General features: G+C 42.0%; 18 protein-coding genes. 9 read left to right on the top strand and 9 right to left on the bottom strand.

Annotated features, from left to right (window positions below):
• Positions 1–31: 31 nt before the first annotated feature.
• A complete protein-coding gene (locus BUE31_RS10905) occupies positions 32–1,705 on the top strand; it encodes a pyruvate dehydrogenase complex dihydrolipoamide acetyltransferase (RefSeq protein WP_073403363.1) in 1,674 nt (557 codons plus the stop codon).
• A gap of 89 nt (positions 1,706–1,794) precedes the next feature.
• A complete protein-coding gene (locus BUE31_RS10900) occupies positions 1,795–2,619 on the top strand; it encodes a M90 family metallopeptidase (protein WP_234997790.1) in 825 nt (274 codons plus the stop codon).
• Positions 2,620–2,663: 44 nt separating this feature from the next.
• Here BUE31_RS10900 and BUE31_RS10895 read toward each other — a convergent pair whose 3' ends face one another.
• From BUE31_RS10895 to BUE31_RS10880, 4 genes are all read right to left on the bottom strand, one after another.
• The gene (locus tag BUE31_RS10895) at positions 2,664–3,272 is read right to left on the bottom strand and encodes a hypothetical protein (protein WP_073403361.1); all 609 of its coding nucleotides are present in this window, start codon (positions 3,270–3,272) and stop codon (positions 2,664–2,666) included.
• A gap of 27 nt (positions 3,273–3,299) precedes the next feature.
• Positions 3,300–4,598, bottom strand: a complete 1,299-nt coding sequence (locus tag BUE31_RS10890) for a M20/M25/M40 family metallo-hydrolase (protein ID WP_073404225.1) — start codon at positions 4,596–4,598, stop codon at positions 3,300–3,302.
• Between the two features lie 8 nt (positions 4,599–4,606).
• Positions 4,607–6,478, bottom strand: a complete 1,872-nt coding sequence (locus tag BUE31_RS10885; RefSeq protein WP_073403359.1) for a M61 family metallopeptidase — start codon at positions 6,476–6,478, stop codon at positions 4,607–4,609.
• 153 nt (positions 6,479–6,631) lie between these two features.
• Positions 6,632–7,750: a DUF4407 domain-containing protein gene (locus tag BUE31_RS10880; protein WP_073403357.1), complete on the bottom strand. Its 1,119-nt coding sequence runs from the start codon at positions 7,748–7,750 to the stop codon at positions 6,632–6,634.
• Positions 7,751–7,867: 117 nt separating this feature from the next.
• Between BUE31_RS10880 and BUE31_RS10875 the strand changes: the two genes are divergently transcribed.
• Genes BUE31_RS10875 through BUE31_RS10865 form a run of 3 tightly spaced genes read left to right on the top strand, consistent with a single transcriptional unit; the run spans position 7,868 to position 9,296 of the window.
• Positions 7,868–8,182, top strand: a complete 315-nt coding sequence (locus tag BUE31_RS10875) for a rhodanese-like domain-containing protein (protein WP_073403355.1) — start codon at positions 7,868–7,870, stop codon at positions 8,180–8,182.
• A 3-nt stretch (positions 8,183–8,185) separates the two neighbouring features.
• Complete coding sequence (locus BUE31_RS31680; protein ID WP_073403353.1) at positions 8,186–8,377, top strand: DUF6358 family protein; 192 nt, start codon at positions 8,186–8,188, stop codon at positions 8,375–8,377.
• Positions 8,378–8,387: 10 nt separating this feature from the next.
• Positions 8,388–9,296 carry a prohibitin family protein gene (locus BUE31_RS10865; protein WP_073403351.1) on the top strand — a complete coding sequence of 303 codons (909 nt, stop codon included), beginning with the start codon at positions 8,388–8,390 and terminating at the stop codon, positions 9,294–9,296.
• Between the two features lie 254 nt (positions 9,297–9,550).
• On the opposite strand, the gene BUE31_RS10860 is transcribed toward BUE31_RS10865, so the two are convergent.
• A complete protein-coding gene (locus tag BUE31_RS10860) occupies positions 9,551–10,561 on the bottom strand; it encodes a dipeptide epimerase (protein ID WP_073403349.1) in 1,011 nt (336 codons plus the stop codon).
• Between the two features lie 53 nt (positions 10,562–10,614).
• Here BUE31_RS10860 and BUE31_RS10855 point away from each other — a divergent pair, with 53 nt between their 5' ends.
• Positions 10,615–11,604, top strand: a complete 990-nt coding sequence (locus tag BUE31_RS10855) for a hypothetical protein (RefSeq protein WP_073403347.1) — start codon at positions 10,615–10,617, stop codon at positions 11,602–11,604.
• On the opposite strand, the gene BUE31_RS10850 is transcribed toward BUE31_RS10855, so the two are convergent.
• From BUE31_RS10850 to BUE31_RS10835, 4 genes are read right to left on the bottom strand one after another with little or no spacing between them, the layout of a single operon-like run.
• Positions 11,573–12,205, bottom strand: coding sequence for a rhomboid family intramembrane serine protease (locus BUE31_RS10850; RefSeq protein WP_073403345.1), 633 nt, complete (start codon positions 12,203–12,205; stop codon positions 11,573–11,575). The genes BUE31_RS10855 and BUE31_RS10850 overlap by 32 nt on opposite strands.
• Positions 12,202–13,944 carry a M14 family zinc carboxypeptidase gene (locus BUE31_RS10845; protein ID WP_073403343.1) on the bottom strand — a complete coding sequence of 581 codons (1,743 nt, stop codon included), beginning with the start codon at positions 13,942–13,944 and terminating at the stop codon, positions 12,202–12,204. The genes BUE31_RS10850 and BUE31_RS10845 overlap by 4 nt, the downstream gene beginning before the upstream one ends.
• A gap of 50 nt (positions 13,945–13,994) precedes the next feature.
• A complete protein-coding gene (locus BUE31_RS10840) occupies positions 13,995–14,354 on the bottom strand; it encodes an MmcQ/YjbR family DNA-binding protein (protein WP_073403340.1) in 360 nt (119 codons plus the stop codon).
• Position 14,355: 1 nt separating this feature from the next.
• Complete coding sequence (locus BUE31_RS10835) at positions 14,356–15,093, bottom strand: porin family protein (protein WP_073403338.1); 738 nt, start codon at positions 15,091–15,093, stop codon at positions 14,356–14,358.
• A gap of 862 nt (positions 15,094–15,955) precedes the next feature.
• Between BUE31_RS10835 and BUE31_RS10830 the strand changes: the two genes are divergently transcribed.
• The 3 genes from BUE31_RS10830 to BUE31_RS10820 all read left to right on the top strand — a co-directional run bounded on the left by BUE31_RS10830 (position 15,956) and on the right by BUE31_RS10820 (position 18,575).
• Positions 15,956–16,210, top strand: coding sequence for a hypothetical protein (locus BUE31_RS10830; protein ID WP_073403336.1), 255 nt, complete (start codon positions 15,956–15,958; stop codon positions 16,208–16,210).
• 20 nt (positions 16,211–16,230) lie between these two features.
• Positions 16,231–17,484, top strand: a complete 1,254-nt coding sequence (gene pepT / locus BUE31_RS10825; protein ID WP_073403334.1) for a peptidase T — start codon at positions 16,231–16,233, stop codon at positions 17,482–17,484.
• A gap of 62 nt (positions 17,485–17,546) precedes the next feature.
• On the top strand, positions 17,547–18,575 hold the full coding sequence (locus BUE31_RS10820; RefSeq protein ID WP_083619683.1) for an RNA ligase: 1,029 nt from the start codon (positions 17,547–17,549) through the stop codon (positions 18,573–18,575).
• Positions 18,576–18,641: the final 66 nt, after the last annotated feature.

Below are 18,641 nucleotides of genomic sequence, written 5' to 3'. Positions count from 1 at the left end.
AATTTATAAGAACTATTGAATCAAATAATATATGGCCGAAGTAGTTAAAATGCCTAAAATGAGCGATACCATGACCGAAGGGGTATTGGCTAAATGGCATAAAAAAGTTGGTGATAAGGTAAAATCGGGCGATGTATTGGCCGAAATTGAAACTGATAAAGCCACAATGGATTTTGAATCGTACCAGGATGGCACTTTGCTTTATATCGGTGTTGAAGAAGGCCAGGCGGTTCCGATTGATGCGCTGATTGCTGTTATAGGCAAAGAGGGCGAAGATTATAAAACGGCCATCAGCGCTGATGCGCCGGCCGCACCCGCTGCTGAAGCTGCTGCCGAGCCTGCAAAAACAAAAACACTAAAAACAACTGAAGATAAAAAACCTGCTGAAGCTGTTGAAGCTAAGCCAAAGGTTGATAAAAGCAGTATTCCTGCAACTGTTATCCGTATGCCCGCCCTAAGCGATACCATGACGGAAGGCGTTATAAACAAATGGAACTTTAAAGTTGGCGATACTGTAAAAAGTGACGACTCGCTTGCTGACGTTGAAACAGACAAAGCCACAATGGAAGTTGTTGGCTACGAAGCGGGCACTTTATTATACATAGGCCCTAAAGAAGGCGAAGCGGCTCCTGTTAATGGCATTATAGCCATTGTTGGTAAAGCCGGCACTGATATTACGCCATTGTTGTCTGACGATGAAGCCACACCGGCAGCAAAGGCCGAAGAAGCTCCTGCTACAGAAGCTAGAGCCGAAGAAACAGAGTCGGACAGCCCGGCAGATGCTACTTCAGCAGACGACAGCCGCGTTAAAGCATCGCCGCTTGCCCGTAAAATAGCAAAAGAAAAAGGCATCAACCTTAATGATGTAAAAGGATCTGCCGAAGGCGGTCGTATTATTAAGAAAGATGTTGAAGAATATGTACCGGCTGCTAAGCCAGTAGCAGAAAGTAACAATAAAGAAGCTGCACCTTCACAACCTATAACTGCCACTCCTTCAGCACCACTATCGGAATACACAGGCGAAGAGAAATATACCGAGCGGAACGTTAGCCAGATGCGTAAAGCTATCAGCCGCCGTTTAAGCGAAAGCTTGTTTACCGCTCCGCATTTCTACGTAACCATGAGCATTGATATGGACCAGGCTATTGCAGCCCGCACCCGTATTAACGATGTGGCCCCGGTTAAGATCTCGTTTAACGATTTTGTATTAAAAGCCTGTGCGGTTGCCTTAAAACAACACCCTGCTATTAATTCATCTTTCATGGGCGATAAGATCCGCACCAACGAGCACGTACACATTGGTGTAGCCGTAGCAGTTGACGAAGGTTTACTGGTACCGGTTATAAAATTTGCCGATGGTAAATCATTAAGCCGCATCAGCGCCGAAGTGAAAGAGTTTGCCGGCAAAGCAAAAGCAAAAAAATTACAGCCTAATGAAATGGAAGGCTCAACGTTCACCATATCAAACCTTGGTATGTTTGGTGTTGATGAGTTTACCGCCATTATAAATACACCAAATGCCTGTATCCTTGCCGTTAGCGGCATTCAGCAGGTACCGGTTGTTAAAAACGGTGCGGTAGTACCGGGCAACGTAATGAAGGTTACCCTAAGCTGCGACCACCGCGTGGTTGACGGCGCAACAGGTGCCGCATTCCTGCAAACATTAAAATCAATGCTGGAAGAACCAGTAAGAATGCTTGTTTAAGAGATTTCGGAAGTTGGATTTTCGATTTCGGATTTAGAATATTAACAGCGATGAACTTTAGGGTTTATCGCTGTTTTTGTTTGGAACACATGCTAATTAACAAATACTTAGTTGAATTAATAGTATTATTACATTCCATGCTCTACTTCGCCATCATCATCGTAATAGTAATAAGTTTTACGCTTTATCAGCGCAGGCGAAAAAAAATGCTTACCCAGGTAATTCTTACCGATGTGCAAAAGATATTGCTGGCAAAGAACATCGACTATTATAACCAGCTTTCAGACCTCGATAAGGCTTACTTTGAAGATAAGGTAGAGCAGTTTTTAGATGATGTAAGAATTGAGGGCGTTGGCCTGCTGGTAACTGACCTCGACCGCCTGATGGTGGCATCAAGCGCGGTGATCCCCATTTTTCGGTTTAAAGACTGGCGCTACCGCAACATAACCAATGTGCTGCTTTATCCCGACACATTTGATGAAGATTACCAATATGAAGCCACCGAAGGCCGTAATATTATGGGGATGGTTGGTACCGGTTATATGAACGGGCAAATGATATTGTCGCGAAATGCATTGATAAAAGGGTTCTCAAAAAATCCGGGCATGGAAAATACCGCTATTCACGAGTTTGTACACCTGATTGATAAGGCAGATGGCGCCACAGACGGGATTCCTGAAGGCTTCCTGCCATTTGAATACATAAAGCCATGGGTGCGGATGATGCACCAGGAGATCCATAAGATTGAAGCAGGGCACTCAGATATCAACCCTTATGCAACTACCAACGAGGCGGAGTTTTTTGCGGTAGTGTCTGAATATTTTTTTGAAAAACCGGACCAGTTTCAAACTAAGCACCCTGAACTTTATGACATGCTGAGCAGGATCTTCGGGCAGGATCCGGCAAAGGGATGAACACACTCACCAGGGCTCAATTGTAACTACAATAAGGAAAAGTGCTAATTCATAGCTGCGGGCCTCGGCAATTCGCGCCCCCTGTATGCCATATACAAGCCATAGCAGGATGTAGCTACGGCAAGCCCGATCCCTGTAAAAGCTAAAATGTTAGGTTGGGATAAGGTATGATTTAAGCTGAATACAATACTTAAAATTGCAATTATTGTGCTCCAGGTGGCCAGGTAATAATCAATGGTGCGTTTAAAAACTTTGGCCATAGGGTAAAAGTGCAGCCCTACAACCAGTGCAATAACAGGGATCGTTAGCTCGGGGTGCCCCAAATTAATTACAATATTTATAGCGATGAAGATCAATAACCCTTCGGCACCAAAGATGATCCCGAACCACATGCTCATCTTTTTCCCCTCGGCTTTATCTTCTTCCGATTCAACTTTTGGGAATTGTTTGGATAGCCTGAACAAAGAAATTCCGTTGGCTATAAACATTATGGCAAGTACCGGGAATAACACTAATGCCCATGCCAGTACGCTGGTATGTAAACCACCGTACGCGATACCCGCCCATATTAGGGTAAAAGAAGCCATCATCAGTAAGCCGGAGGCAATGCCTTTAACTGCTGCAGCGGGTATCAGGTGCGGTTGGTTATCCATTTTAATTAACGTTTAGGTTACGTACGATTATTTTTCCAGCTTGGGTACTCTTTTCGGCGTGTCTTTGCCGGATACAATACCTCTTGAACTTAAGGCAATTGCCCTTATGGTTGATGTTATATTTGCCACATCTAAAGTGCTGAATTCGTCACCTACCGTGTGGTAAAGCTTATCTATATCAATCTGGTCGGTTGAGATGGTGTGGGCTGGTACGCCTACTGCTGCCAGTGATGCATTATCACTGCGGTAAAACAAGTTTTGATCAGGATACGGGTCCGGGTAAAATTTAAAGCCTGTTCCTTCCAGGCTCTTTTGCAGGATGGTGCCAAAATCAGACCGTTCAAAGCCAGTAATAAAGGCTGAGTTTTCGCCAAATTTTGAAGCCTTGCCAATCATTTCAATGTTAAACATAGCTACTACTTTATCAGGGTCAACCGTTGTGGCAAAATGCTGTGAGCCATATTCGCCAATCTCTTCGGCAGTAAATGCCACAAAAATTAATGTGCGGGCATTGTTGTTTAATTTTTTATAGTATTTAGCAAGTGTGATAACGGCAGTAGTTCCTGAGGCATCGTCATCGGCGCCATTGGCAATGCTATCGCCTTTTACCGGCTTAAGGATCCCTAAGTGATCATAATGCCCGCCAAATATTACAGATTCATCCGGCTTTGTTTTGCCGGGGATCATGCCGACTATGTTAAACAATGGCAACTTTTCCGATTTGCCGGTATAACTTACATCAAATGATTTTATATCGTCGTGGTTGCCCAGCACAAAAACCAGCGCCTGGTCATCATTAGTGTTTTTTGTAACGCTTCCCTTTGCCGAGCGGGCTTTAAGACTTTGAAAAATAGCGGTAAACTGTGGATCAACCAAAATTAGCATCTTTTTTCCACTCTTAATATAGCTCATATACTCCGTGCGGAAATTTTTATCCGCACTTAATTTTACAATCTGAACCTCGCTGTTATTGCTCCAGTTTAAGGTTGTTGCGCTGGTATTGGCAAAAACGCTATCCTGCGGAATTAACTTGCCATTAATATTTACCAGGGTTTTAACAGCGGTAATGCGGGTCATTGCAAAGTTTTGGCGAAAATCTTTATTGCCTGCTAAAGGCACCAGGCCAGCTTGTTTGTACTGGCTCTCAATGTATTGCGCCGCTTTCTCAATGCCGGGTGTAAACGTTGCGCGGCCCTGCATATCATCTGCGGATAAGGTTTTGATAACCTGCGCTACCTCGTCCTGGTTGATTAATTTATTTACATCCTGCCCAAAGCTGTAGGTTGTTGCAGCCAGTAAGGCCAATGCGATTATAGTTTTTTTCATGGTTATTGTTATTTGACCTTTGATGATAGCCAATTGTTACGGAATGTTTGCTGTTCTTTTGTTAATTCTTTACCGGCCTTTTCATAAGTGACCACTTCAAGCGCTGGATTTTCTTCTAGTGTTACGGTAGTTTCGTGCTCGCCGGTACGGTTTTTATAGTTAACCACCAGCTTATCGCCTATGTTTTTTGTTGCTACAATGTCAGTAAATGATTTTGCATCGGTTACTTCTTTGCCATCGGCTTTTAAAATAATATCGCCTGCATCCAGCCCTGCTTTGTAAACCGGGGTTCCCTGTACAGTGCTTGCCTGGATGGGTAAGCCAACAGTTCCTGCAGTCCTGGCCACGCCTGAACGCCCACGGTTTTGTGTAACAGAAAGCGGACCAGCCCACGCTTTACCTGTGCCTACCTTGCGCAATATCAATCCTGCTTTTGCCAACAATGCCTCATAATCATTTTTATCAAGCCCGTAAATGTACTTGCTGAAAAAATCGGCGGCGAACTTTGGATTTTTGGTTACCTGTGCAAGATCGGCCTGCAGATCGGGGATAGTGTATGGTTTCATTACCTTACCGCGGTTAAGCCAAACGGTGCGCATATAATCGTCCAAGGTAAGATTAAAGTCGCTGCGCAAACGCAGGTCGAGCGCCAAGGCTATTGCGCCGCCATAAACATAGTAGCTGGTAAAAACGTTATTGTTGTTATTTGGGTCGATAGATACTCCGGCATCAGCAAATACCGAATAACGGCTCATTTGCGGCGCCGAATAATTTTTGGAAGCCGGCTTATTTAAAACAGAATTTACCAGGCCTGCAACAGTACCCGTATAATCATCTACCTTCAGGAAGCCGGAGCGTACCAGCAATAATTCGCCATAATATTGGGTAAAGCCTTCGGCAAACCAAAGCTCGCTGCTCATATTGGCATGCTCAAAGTTAAATGGCTCCAGTGATTTTGGGCGGATGCGCTTTACATTCCAGCTATGAAAATATTCATGTGAAAATGTACCCAGCAGATCAACTTCATTGCCTTCAACTTTAGGAGCAGGCTGCACTATACAGGTTGAGTTACGGTGCTCCATTCCATCTCCGGATACAGTTGGGTAAACATCATCCAAAAAAGTATACTCGCCATAATCATACGTTGGCAGCTCGCCATATACAGCTTTTTCTTCAAGCACCATTTTTTGAACCATCTTGCTAAAGTTGTCAATCACAGCCTGGCTATCGTCTGAATGTACGGTTAGATTTATTTTCTCCGTTTTTCCATCGGTATTCACCACATCCCAGCTGCTGATCTTATAATCGGAAAGCTCGGTTGGGCTATCCATCATGTATTGCATATCGGGGGCACTGTAAACTTTGCCGCCCTCGTGTTTTAACTGGGTGGCAACTCGCCATCCGTATTTATCAAGATCGTTAAACTCAAATTGGATGGGGCGTTTTTCCAGGCCGGGGATCCACATAAAAGTGGCAGGCATGTTCAGGTGGGCATGGCTGGGGTCAATCCCTGCATAAGTGCCATCGGTAAGGTTTGCGAACAAGGTATAGCTTATTTTAACCGTTTCGGGATGTGAGCCAACTTCGTATACATCTCCCTCAATTTGCTTTAAAGGGAGAATTTTCCCTTTCGCATCCGTTGCGGTAACATTATAAATGTTTTTACCAAACTCATGGGTGGCATAGCGCCCTGCTGATGAGCGGCTCATACGCACCTTAAAATTTCCATCAGGAGCCTGAGGAACAAACATCACAATTTCTGCTTCGTGATGCGCAGCATTGGGAAATGAAACGGAATAAAATATAGGCCTTACAGGCTGCTGAGCAATTGATGCGGATGTTATAAAACAGATGCCCGCTATTAGTAGTAATTTCTTCATGTATATAAATTAGCAGCGATGAAATTACTATTTAATAAGGAGAAGAGGTAATAAAATTGTAAAGGTTGTAGTTGTTGTAAACGTTAAAGAGGTAAAATAATTGATACATTCTACAACGTTTTCAACCCTTACAACAACTACAACTTTTACATCCTAATCGTAACTATGCCGCTCAATATCGTAATCAGATTGTGCCGAGATTATCTTTTTCTCTTTATCAATATCACGTTCTAACCTATGATCGTAAACATTTTTGGTTACCTCTATATGCCGTTCTTTATCCCGCTCAGCATAGTATTCATCCGCCTCCGAGATCTTTGAAACAGCTATATCATAAGCTCCTTTTGGCGACATCAGCTTCACAAATACAGGCAAACATTCAAACAAAACAAATAGCCAGCTGATAAATGATTCGGCTAGAAAGGTGTCCAGGTCGCGTGTGCCATTTTCGTTATATGACAGCTGTCCAAGTGCCCAGTTACGGTCGCTAAAACCGGCGACATTCGAAAGGCTGTCAAGCTGGTGCTCGCTAAACAGGCGGATATCGTTTACGCCCTCATAGTTTTTTCGTGCGCTCAGGTAATCGTCCATTTTTGCCTGGTTTTCGGTAACGGTTTTCAGGCGATCTTCTTTTTCCTGCAATACGGCCTGTTTTCCTTTAGCATAGGTACCATAGCCGATGATGCCCGATGTTTGGTCGGTTTTGTCGCCAAATACTTCCTGATTTAGCTGTTCTCGCGACCTGTTAATATCCCGTTCAAGCGAATCTTTTTCTTTTTTCAGGTCTTTGTTTTTACCCAGCTCCATGGCGTACTTATCAGTATAAGTTTTGGTAAGGGTGTCAATCTTTCTATGCTGGCCCTTTAAGTAGGCAGTTTTTAATTTCTGGCGGATCTCCTTATCAAAGATCTTTAGTTCCAATGGCCGCGATATTACTATCCCTATCATTATAGCCAGTAAGATCCGGGGCGATGCCTGGATGATCTGCTGGTTTGTTGTGCCCTGTTTGTCAATGCTTGATACGATATACCTGTCCATATTAAAAATGGCAGTGCCCCATAACAGGCCAAATAAAATGGCAAAAACAACGGCGAAAGGGTTACCCGCAAAAACAAAATACATGGCATATCCACCGGATAATGAGGCAAATACAGCTGTAAAAAATATGGTGGCGCCAATGCCTACGTATTTATTATGCTCAAGGGGATATTTTTTTAAAGTACCTATATGGGCTCCTGAACAGAACCAGAAAAAGCGTGTAATATTCTTCATCAATATTATTATCAGTGTGTAAACATATATGAAACGCTTTAGGGCATTGAATGTTACAAACTTCAGACCTAAATATTTGAATGATAACAATTACCTTTGACGATTATTATAATCAACATGAAAGAAATTAGCGTACAGGAACTAAAAGACAAAAAGGATAAAGGTGAGGATTTTCAGTTAATTGATGTAAGGGAAGACTTTGAGTACGAGATGAGCAACCTGGGTGGATTGTCAATACCTTTAAGCGGCATTTTAATTGAAGCCGAGAAGGTAGAAAAAGATAAGCCGGTAGTGGTAATGTGCCGCAGCGGTAAACGCAGCGCAGCAGCTATAATGCAGCTGGAGCAACATGGTTACACCAATTTATATAACCTGCAAGGCGGTATACTAGCCTGGGCTGATCAAATTGACCCTACCATTAATGTTTATTAGGTTATGGGCAAAAAAATGTTTTTAAATGTACTGTATAACATATGCATATTTATATGTTTAATTACAGGATATACCTACGGGATTGAGAAAGCCAATTATGTGTTTTTAGCAGGTGCAGTGTTTATTATTGCTATATTTATAGTGCTTAAGGTGAGGCTTCTGAAAGAAGTAAAAAACGCTCAAAAAAACCCTTAACCCTCAAACTATGTTTATCGCAATATTAGGTGTCATTATGCTCGTTGTGGGCATAGTGCTCAAGCGCTCACCCGAACCCGGCAGCCGCTTTGCCGGTACTATTAACAAAATAGCAGTTTTAGTTATCCTGGTAGGGGTGCTTTTATCGACAGTAAAAATAATCGACCCCGGTAAAGTTGGTGTGCAAACACTTTTTGGCAAGGTGCAGGATGGCGTGCTGGAAAGTGGTTTACACATCATTGACCCATTGGTTGATGTTACCACGTTCAGCATCCAGACAGAAAACTATACCATGAGCGCCAAAACCGGCGAAGGCCAGGTTGCTGGCGATGATGCCATCCGGGTACTTTCGTCAGACGGGTTGGAGGTTACCATTGATCTTTCCGTGCTTTATAAGGTGATCCCTGTAAAGGCACCATACATCTATCAAAACATTGGCGTAAATTACGAGGATAAGATCGTTCGCCCGGTTACCCGCACCGCCATCCGCGATAATGCAGTAAATTATGTGGCTGTTGATCTTTACTCCACCAAACGAGAAGAGTTCCAGTTTAAGATTAACAAATCAATCACCGAGAATTTCGCTAAAAACGGCTTGTCGGTACAGCAGATCCTGGTGCGTAACATAACCCTGCCGGCTACTGTTCGCGCAAGTATTGAATCAAAGATCCAGGCGGAGCAGGAAGCACAAAAAATGCAGTTCGTTTTGCAAAAAGAACGCCAGGAAGCCGACCGTAAACGTGTGGAAGCACAAGGTATTGCCGATTACCAAAAAATCCTGTCGACTGGATTATCTGATAAGCAACTGATGTACGAAAGCATTAAAGCTCAAAAAGAAATTGCATTATCGCCCAATACCAAGGTTATTATAATTGGCGGCAAGGGCGGGAATCCGATAATGCTGAGTGATAAGCAATAGGTACGGATTAGATCGAATTTTACGAATTTGGGAGAAAGGCGTTGACCACTTTTAAAAGTGATCAACGCCTTTCTCTTTTATAAAGAGTTTTCTCTAATAAGTCTTTTTTACGCCTTTGTTGGAGTTGTCTCCAACAAAACGCAATGTCTATGGTTTGTGCCATTTTGCACGGCTTGTCCTACTGATTTTTGTATATGCATGGCTTCATGCTGCTTGTTGGAGACAACTCCAACAAGGGCATCAAATTCGTGTAATTAAATTTTAATTCCCAATCCCGCATCATTCCCCAGCACCCATTTTTCTCCCACAAACTCCGGCATCTTATAAGGATTATTACTGGTTAAAAATGGACCGTCAAGATCGGCCCAATCGCATTGGGGGGCAAGGGCTATGCCGGCAAGGGTGGCGCAGCTGGTTTCACTCATGCAGCCTATCATCAGCTTTAAACCCAGCTCTTTTGCCTTCAAGATCATTTGATGGGCTTCATACATCCCGGCAGATTTCATCAGCTTGATATTAATACCGTGGTAAACACCTTTCGCTTTTTCAACATCAGCCAAACGCTGTACAGCTTCATCACCAATTAAAGGGATAGGGCTGCGCTCAGTTAGCCAGGCATTGCTGTAGAGATCGGTTTTTAACATAGGCTGCTCTATCAATAAAACACCCTGCTCATGCAACCAGTAGATCAGGTCAAGGCTTTGTTCCAGGTCTGTCCAGCCTTGGTTAGCATCAACAAACAGGGGTTTGTCTGTTACAGAGCGGATGGTTTTTATCAGCTCCCGGTCGCTATCCCGGCCAAGCTTTACTTTTATAATTTTACAGTCGGGCGCTTCCTTTACTTTTTGGATGATCACTTCGGGCGTATCAATACCAATGGTAAAGCTGGTTGCCGGCATTTTTAACGGATCGGAACCAAGCAATTGCCAGCAGGGTTTGTTTTGCAGCTTGCCATCAAGATCGTGCAGGGCAATATCTATCCCGGCTTTAATGGCAGGGTTGCCGGGTGCAATACTATCAAGGTAGGCTATTATGGTTTCAAAATTAAAAGGGTATTGAAATTGAGTAACATCAACCTTGCTTAAAAAGTCAGTTGCTGTTTCAAAGCTTTCGCCCATATAGGGCACCATTGATGCTTCACCGTAACCGGTTTTGCCTTCATGCTCAATTTGGATCAGCATTACAGGGGTAGAGGTTCGCGAAAATTTGGCGATGGTAAAGGTGCGCTTCAGCAGCAGTTCGAAGGGTTGGTAAGTCAGCTTCATGTTAAATTCAAAGCTAAAATTTTCCGGTTGGATTTGATGCTTATCTTTGCGCCATGGCCCAGGAAATTTATCATCCTTTTGAATCTTTTAAATTCGGTAACCGCAATTGCTTTTTAACCGGTCAGGTGCTTTCTTCAGAAGAGGAAAAGATCCAGGTATTTCCGCAATGGCTGATGAGCCGGTACCAGCTGGAAGATAAGGCCTTTAAAATGCTTGATGAAAGCATGGCTACCTACAAGGATATCAAGATCCCTTGCGCTGCAAATGTAAACGAAGCCTATCTTGAACCCCTGGAAACAGAAATAGCCGCTGCCTTTGAAATTGGTTACAACGCTATAAAAGAGCTTGACGAGCTGAAGCTTTTTCAATGGGCAGGCAAAATGCTTTACGGACTGATCTTTAACGAGGTACAGAGCGGGATAAAATTACAGCATTCAAAAGGCGAGGAGTTTAATATTTCGCAATCTATCATTCACAAGTTCAATAACCTGCATTTAATGCTGCAAAGCCTTAACCTGCCAATTACTTTTGAAGACTTTAAGCCCTACAGCATCTTTCTTTTTAAGGTTGATAATAATCCGGTTGAGTTTGGCTATCGAGATGAGATCAATACGCTTACCTTTTCGCTCCGTATCCGCGATTTTGGTCTGATCATTTGTTTACAGGATAATGGCGCCAATGCTATATATCACCAGGAGGTATATGATAAAATAAAGGATCAGCTGCTTCATCCCATCCAGTTCGAGGAGTTTTGCGGAAGGGTATTTTATTCAGCTTACCTGTTTAACCGCCTGCCTGAATATAATGTACTACCGGTGGGCGATGAAATTTTTATAGAAGCCATGCCCCTGCGCGGTATGAGTAGCAAGCCAATGTTTGACGATTGGCTGAACAAGATCTACGGCCAGGTGCTGGAAAGCTTCTGGAAAAACTGGGGCTTCCTGCTTTTAGAGATCATTAAAAACCCCGAACAACCCATGAGCTTTTTGTTTAATCCCGATGGCAGCCTGATCAGTGAATCAGCGATTGAACTCCCCCGCTAACTTGCTGTATAAAGAAGTTTACAATGTGCGGGTTTAATGCAATAGTTATCAGCAGCCCGCTTAATGCGCCAAAAAGGTGAGCATCATGGTTAATGTTGTCTCTTGAATATTTGGAAGCGTAATTGCAATAAAACAGGTAGATCACCCCGAATAATACGGCTGGGATGCCAAAAGGCAAAGGCAGTATCATCATTTTGCCAAGCGGGTTAAACAAAATAGCGCTAAATATAACCGCGCTTACTGCTCCTGATGCGCCCAGGCTGTGGTACCATTCATCATTTCTATGCTTATATACCGTTGGCAGATCGCTTAATATAAGGCTCACAAAGTATAGCAAAGCAAATTGCCAGTGCCCTAAGGCTTTTTCTAAATCAAAGGCAAAGAAATAGTAGGATAGCATGTTGAAGAACAGGTGCATCCAGTCGTTATGGATAAAGCCGCTGGTAATTACGGTATAACGTCTTTGCCCCCGCGCTACACTATAAGGGTGCAGGATCATTTGGGCATAAACGTTATCATTTGAAAACGCCCAAAGGGAAGTTAGTATAGTAAAAGCAAATATAACTGACGCCACAGGAGACGCCATTAAAAGATCCATCATTTCAGGTCGAGTTTAGTATCTGTCAGCAACCGGCCAACAGGATAGCGAAGATATGTTTTTTCGAAATAGATAGAGTTGCGGTATATAAAGTTTAATTGTGCCCCGGCACTGCTAGCCAGCTTAGGGTCCTTTGCTTTTGCATCTTCCAGTTTTTTCTTTAGATCGGGGTCTGTTTTCAGCATGTCAGCAGCTTTATCTTCAAATACATAATTACTGAAATATTCCTTCTCTCCTAAAACCGAATCGAAAAAGTTCCAGGCAAAAAATGAATCAACACCCTGTGGCTCCAGCGTTTCCACAATATAACGGTTAAGGGGCTGGTTGGTATATACCACGTAATCGCCCTCGTAAAATTTAACCCTCGTATCAACCGGGTTTAGTTTTACATTGCTGTGCAGGTAATGGCCTTCAAAAGGTTTTTGCGGGGTTTTATAATCCTCAATATAATACATCTGCAAAGCTATGGTAGTATCATGCGTTAAGCGATGCATGGCAACACTGTTCAGTTTAAAGAGGTCGATTATTTTGCCCCAGGCCTGCGGAATAATGTAGGCAAGCGGCTTATTTACTGAGTCGGTTGCTTTATAGCTGTTCCAATACCTTACAGTTTTTGTATAAGGCTGGTTCCTGTCATAATACAAGCGTTTTAAGCCACTTATATCACTTGGTTTATATAATGCTGCATATCCTTTAAAAGTTATGGTATCAACCTTATTCATATCAACATCCCAATCCAAAGCAAAGGTTTTTTGATTGATCACCTGCTCATCAGCTTTTTGCTTCAGCTTGCCTATCAGTTTGGCGTCGCGTTCAAAAATATCAACCAGGTGCTGCTCAAAATCATACGTAGCATAAACCCTTTTATCGAATGATTTCAGCATATGGGTTTCGGTAATATAGCTGATAATGTTGCGCTGAGCCGTGTATCCTGTTGCAAACCTAGGTGTTTCCAAAAAGCTCACAATGCCCGAATCCGGAAGGCCTCTTTCACCCGCGCCATAAGGGATCATCTCATAACCGCCTTTTTTCATTCTTTTATAAAGTTCGGACGTTAATGTTTTGGAAGTATAATTAGCCAGAATTGGGTTTTGCTTTTCTTTTTGAGTCTCGATCAGCGTCATTACATATTGATAGTCGGCCCCATCGCTGGTGTGGTTATCTAAAAATACTTCGGGCTTCCAGGTATTTACTATTTGCTCAAAAGCCAGCGCATTGCGGCTATCCGCTTTAATAAAATCACGGTTAAGGTCAAGGTTGCGGTAATTACCCCTAAAGCCATAAGCACGCGGTCCGTTCTGGCTAACCCGGCTTAGTCCGCGGTTCATGTTGCCGTCAATATTATAAAGAGCAATCATGCAGATCACCACATTTTTTGGCAGTGCATTTTTTTTAAGCAGATCGCGGGCAAACATCATACTGGCATCAATACCTTCCGGCTCGCCGGGATGAATGCCGTTATTTATTAGCAGTACTCTTTTATTTTGTCTTTTTATCAATGCCGGATCAAAAACCTTATCGCGCGATAACACAACCAGTGTTAAAGGTTTGCCAATATCTGTTGTACCATAGTTAAACAACTTCATCTGCGGGTTTGCCGCAGCAAGTTTTTGATAATAAGCAATCACTTCGTTATAAGTTGCGGTATAATTTTTATCCTTACTTAATTCAAACGGAGTTAACTGGGCTTTGGCACTAAAAAAAATAAAACAGGTAAGCAATGCTGATAAAAGTGTTTTCATGAAAAGGGCTTTTGACAAATATAATTAGCGCGACTCAATAAAAATGTATCTTATTGGTTACCGGAAATAATTTCTTCCTGCAGCTTTTTGGGTAAGCCTTTAAATACCAGGTCGTAGGAGTGATCTATCATTTGGTGCAGCTGTTTGGTGGTTAGCGAGCCATCCATATAAACCGTGTTCCACAGTTTTTTATTCATATGGTAGCCGGGCTGTACTTCGGTATATTGCTCTCTTAGCTCAATTGCCAGCTCAGGGTCGCATTTTACATTAAAACGGTTTCCTGCCTGGATGCCGGTAAGTAAAAACAACTTGTCGCCAACTTTAAAAACCAGTGTATCCTCGCCAAAAGGTAATCCTTCAGTAACTGCTGGTTTTTGCAGGCAATAATCGCGAAGTTCTTCAATATTCATCTTAAAACCCGTATTCTTTAACCAATTTGTTGTATGCCACTGTTGTGCCAAAAAAGTACTTAAAGCCAATGGTGATCTGCCGGTATTGGTTAACGGCATTGTTTTTAAATTTCGAGGTTGGGTCGTCATACCCGTCCAGCCCCTCGCCAAAAACAATATTATGAACGTAGCCAACATCAATGGCCCAGCCAGGCTCATCATATGAATCAAAGATCTTAAATTCATAACCAACCCTTAATGGGATAGATATATTGGTGCTTTTATCTTTTCCCGGGAAAACATAGAACAATGGTCCGTTTGCAACAATTACATTCGTTCGCTGTACTGTATTGTTGTTTCTAAGTAATCCGACGCCTGAACCGAGGTAAAAGTTTTTTACAACATTTAAAAACCAGCCATTTCCATAATCAATAAATGAGCCCAGGTGCACATCGGCATGCAGATAAACTGCCAAAAAATTATTGGTATACTGGCGGCCAAACATATCTTTATCAACAGTTAAGCCACCGCCGGATAACTGGCCTTTTTGAAGTTCAAGCTCGATTGGTAAATAAGGGTTGTAATTGTAAATAAGATTTGCGTTAAAGCCAATTTTACTATCCTGTCGCGGAATGTTAGTGTAACCGCGCATATAGCTTGCCCCTCCTCCTACACCAAATTGGTAATAATTATAACCGGCCTGTGCTTTTGCCCCAACAGTTGCAATTACTGCAACAAAAAATATAATAAAATTTTTCAAAGTCAAGTTGTAAGATTAATCATCTTGATTGTTTAAACGATAAGCTTCAAATAAATGTTCGATAAACTTATTTTCTAAGTAACAACGGTGTAAATAATATTCGCAATGCAGATTGATTTTTTAGAGCCATATTAGCTGATATGAATTATTTTATACAGGCACTTATCCATAATTCAGCCCCCCTGCTTGTTTAACTAATTACATTAAGGAGCAAGGTTCAAATGCTTGTATTATAGTTGATTATCCTAATAGTTGATGTTGATTAAAAGCGTCTATTGGCAAATGAAATGTTTATTTTAAACAAAATGCCTCTGTTTTTATTAACACAGTGTCTATAACTCTATATGCTAGTGTGCATTTAAGAATTCAAAAAAAGTTAAATGATGCTTTTAGATCACCTATATAGAATAAGCTGTTTGATAAATTTAACAGCGCAAAATTGTTATATGAAAGCTTTATGCCGTGTGAGTTGTTGAGAAATCGGGCGTCTGTGCGTAATAGCATATTTATAAGGCATATATAATCATATATGAGAAATAATTTGCACATATTGTCTCAATCTTTCCCCAGTCGGTAATTGTTGATAACTTATTGTTTTAGAAGGATAAATAATTTTTTTTATTTTTTCTCAAATTGTAACATATTGAATTACATAATGTTATATTTGGTTTTTGATAAATTATTAGTTTTCCACAATTCGGCATTGTTTTGTAATTTAAAGGTATTGTTTTTGTTATGTAATAATATAGCAAGATATCTTACAGGTATCCGATTTGATAAATTTTTAATAGCACCTATTCTTTAGATCGTTTGTTTCAACGTAAACCTTAATGGTGTTGAAGCAAATACAACAATTGAACCGATGAAATGGATATTAATTTCTACTTTAACCTTATTGTCTATAGTAGGGTGTAAGAAATCTTCAGATTTAAGGCGTATCCCTAATGGAACAAAAGTAAAAATGGATAGCAACGTTAAGCTTCGGGGTTCAACTGCGCCATTTATAGTTGATAGCCTTTATTTGCAATCAAATTATGATATGAATTTCTACTATTGCACCGATGCGGGTAGTAAGCAGTGGATCATTCCGGATGATGATTTAATCATAATAAAATAATATCTGCACCTTTGTGCACTATGATTTTTAATTACCCCCTCCATTTCACAGTTGCCGACAGATTTTTAAAATACGTAACTATCGATACACAGTCTGATCCGGCTTCTGAATCTATCCCATCAACAGAAAAACAAAAAGACCTGGGGCGTGTGCTGGTGAATGAATTGCTGGAAATGGGTGTAACGGATGCTCATTTAGATGAATTTGGTTATGTATATGCTACTATACCGTCAAATACTGATAAGGAGGATGTGCCGGTTATCTGTTTTTGCTCGCACATGGATACCGCGCCCGATTGTAGCGGCACAGGTGTAAAACCCATCGTTCACAAAAATTACCAGGGGGCGGATCTTATTTTGCCGGATGATCCGTTACAAATAATAAAACTAAAAGATTATCCTGATTTGAAAAACCAGCTGGGAAACGACGTGGTTACGGCCAGTGGTACAACCTTGCTTGGCGCCGATAATAAAGCCGGTGTAGCCGAAATTATGGATGCCTGTTACCAGATGATCAATCATCCTGAAATAAAACATGGCAAGGTCAGAATTCTGTTTACGCCTGATGAAGAGATTGGCCGCGGTGTCGATAAGGTTGATATAAAAAAGCTTGGGGCCTATGCCGGTTATACCATGGATGGCGAAAGTGCAGGCAACATGGAGAATGAAACATTTTCGGCAGATGGGGCAAAGCTGGTTATAAACGGACTAAGCTCGCATCCCGGCTTTGCGAAAGGAAAAATGGAAAGCGCCATAAAAATTGCGGGGCTAATAATTGCCGCCCTGCCTTTTGAATTATCGCCGGAGGGAACGGAAGATAAGCAAGGCTTTGTACATCCGGTGGCTATAGAAGGGCACGTGGAAACGGCAAGCATTGATTTTATAATCCGCGATTTTGATGATGATAAACTTACCGAACACGCCAACGTGGTCCGTAAAATAACCGATGGGGTATTGAAGAACTTTCCTTCATCAACTTATGAGCTGCAGGTAAAACCACAATACCGCAACATGAAAAGCATGCTGGATAAACACCCGCGGATAGTTGAATATGGCATGGAGGCTATGAAACGGGCTGGCCTTGATGCAAAACTTTGCAGCATCCGCGGCGGTACAGATGGCTCGCGTCTTTCATTTATGGGCCTGCTCTGCCCCAATATTTTTGCAGGCGAACACGCCTTCCACAGCAAACAGGAATGGGTATCGGTACAGGACATGCAAAAAGCCGTTGAAACTATTTTGCACTTGTGCATGGTGTGGGAGGAGAGGGGGTGATGTGCGGATTTCGGATGTGCGAATGAAGAAATTAGATGATGTATGAATGATGTTGGATATTTATGAATAATGAACTACTTCGGCAGATGATTGATGAACGATATGTATCTGTTCAGAAGCATCCACTTGCCGATTTGTTTATTTACAATTACACCGCCAAAGCACAATACAGCAATACCTGGAACGAGGTAACCCTGCAATGCCGTGGACTGATACTTGATGCGAGTTTTAATATTGTTGCAAAGCCGTTTATGAAGTTCTTTAATTTGGACGAGTTGCCGGCTGAACAAATTCCGGATGAGCCGTTTGAGGTGTATGAGAAAATGGATGGCTCCCTTGGCGTTCTGTACTGGCTGAATGATGAACCTTTTATAGCAACCCGGGGCAGTTTTATCAGCAGCCAGGCGGCACATGCAACTGAAATACTGAAAAATAAATATGCCGGTACTTTTACTAAGATAAACAGGGCCGCCACTTATTTATTTGAGATTGTTTATCCAGATAACAGGATTGTAGTTGACTACGGTAATATTGATGATTTGGTGCTATTGGCGGTTATCGACAATAAGACGGGTGCAGATTTGCCATTGTCGGCGATTGGTTTTCCGCTTGTAAAAAAGTATGATGGCATTAATGATTTTAAGGCTCTAAAATCTTTTGACGACGCCAGCAAGGAAGGCTTTGTAATAAAATTTAAAAGCGGCCTTCGGGTAAAAATAAAGCTTGCCGAATACCTGCGGCTGCACCGCATTGTAACCGGCGTTTCGAACCTGGTAATATGGGAGCATTTATCAGAAGATCGCTCATTCGAAGACCTGCTGGAAAAAGTACCCGACGAGTTCTATGAATGGGTTAAAAAAACCATTGAGGGCTTAAAGGGTCAGTATAGTGAGATATTGGCAGATAGTAAAAGCTCATTTCAGCAATTAGATGCCGGTATCCACACAAACCGTAGAGAAACCGCCATGTATTTTCAATCTCAAAAATACCCGGCAGTATTATTTGCGCTGCTTGATGATAAGCCGGTTGATAAAATAATATGGAAAATGATAAGGCCGCAATACTCAAAACCATTCAAGACTGATGAGTAAGAATTGATGTGCGGATGTGCAAATTACGGATGTGCGGATTTAGTTTTATCATCCGCACATCTGCAT

Source organism: Mucilaginibacter sp. OK098 (genome assembly GCF_900142915.1).
Lineage (GTDB): Bacteria > Bacteroidota > Bacteroidia > Sphingobacteriales > Sphingobacteriaceae > Mucilaginibacter.
This window is presented reverse-complemented; position numbering and strand designations above follow the sequence as displayed.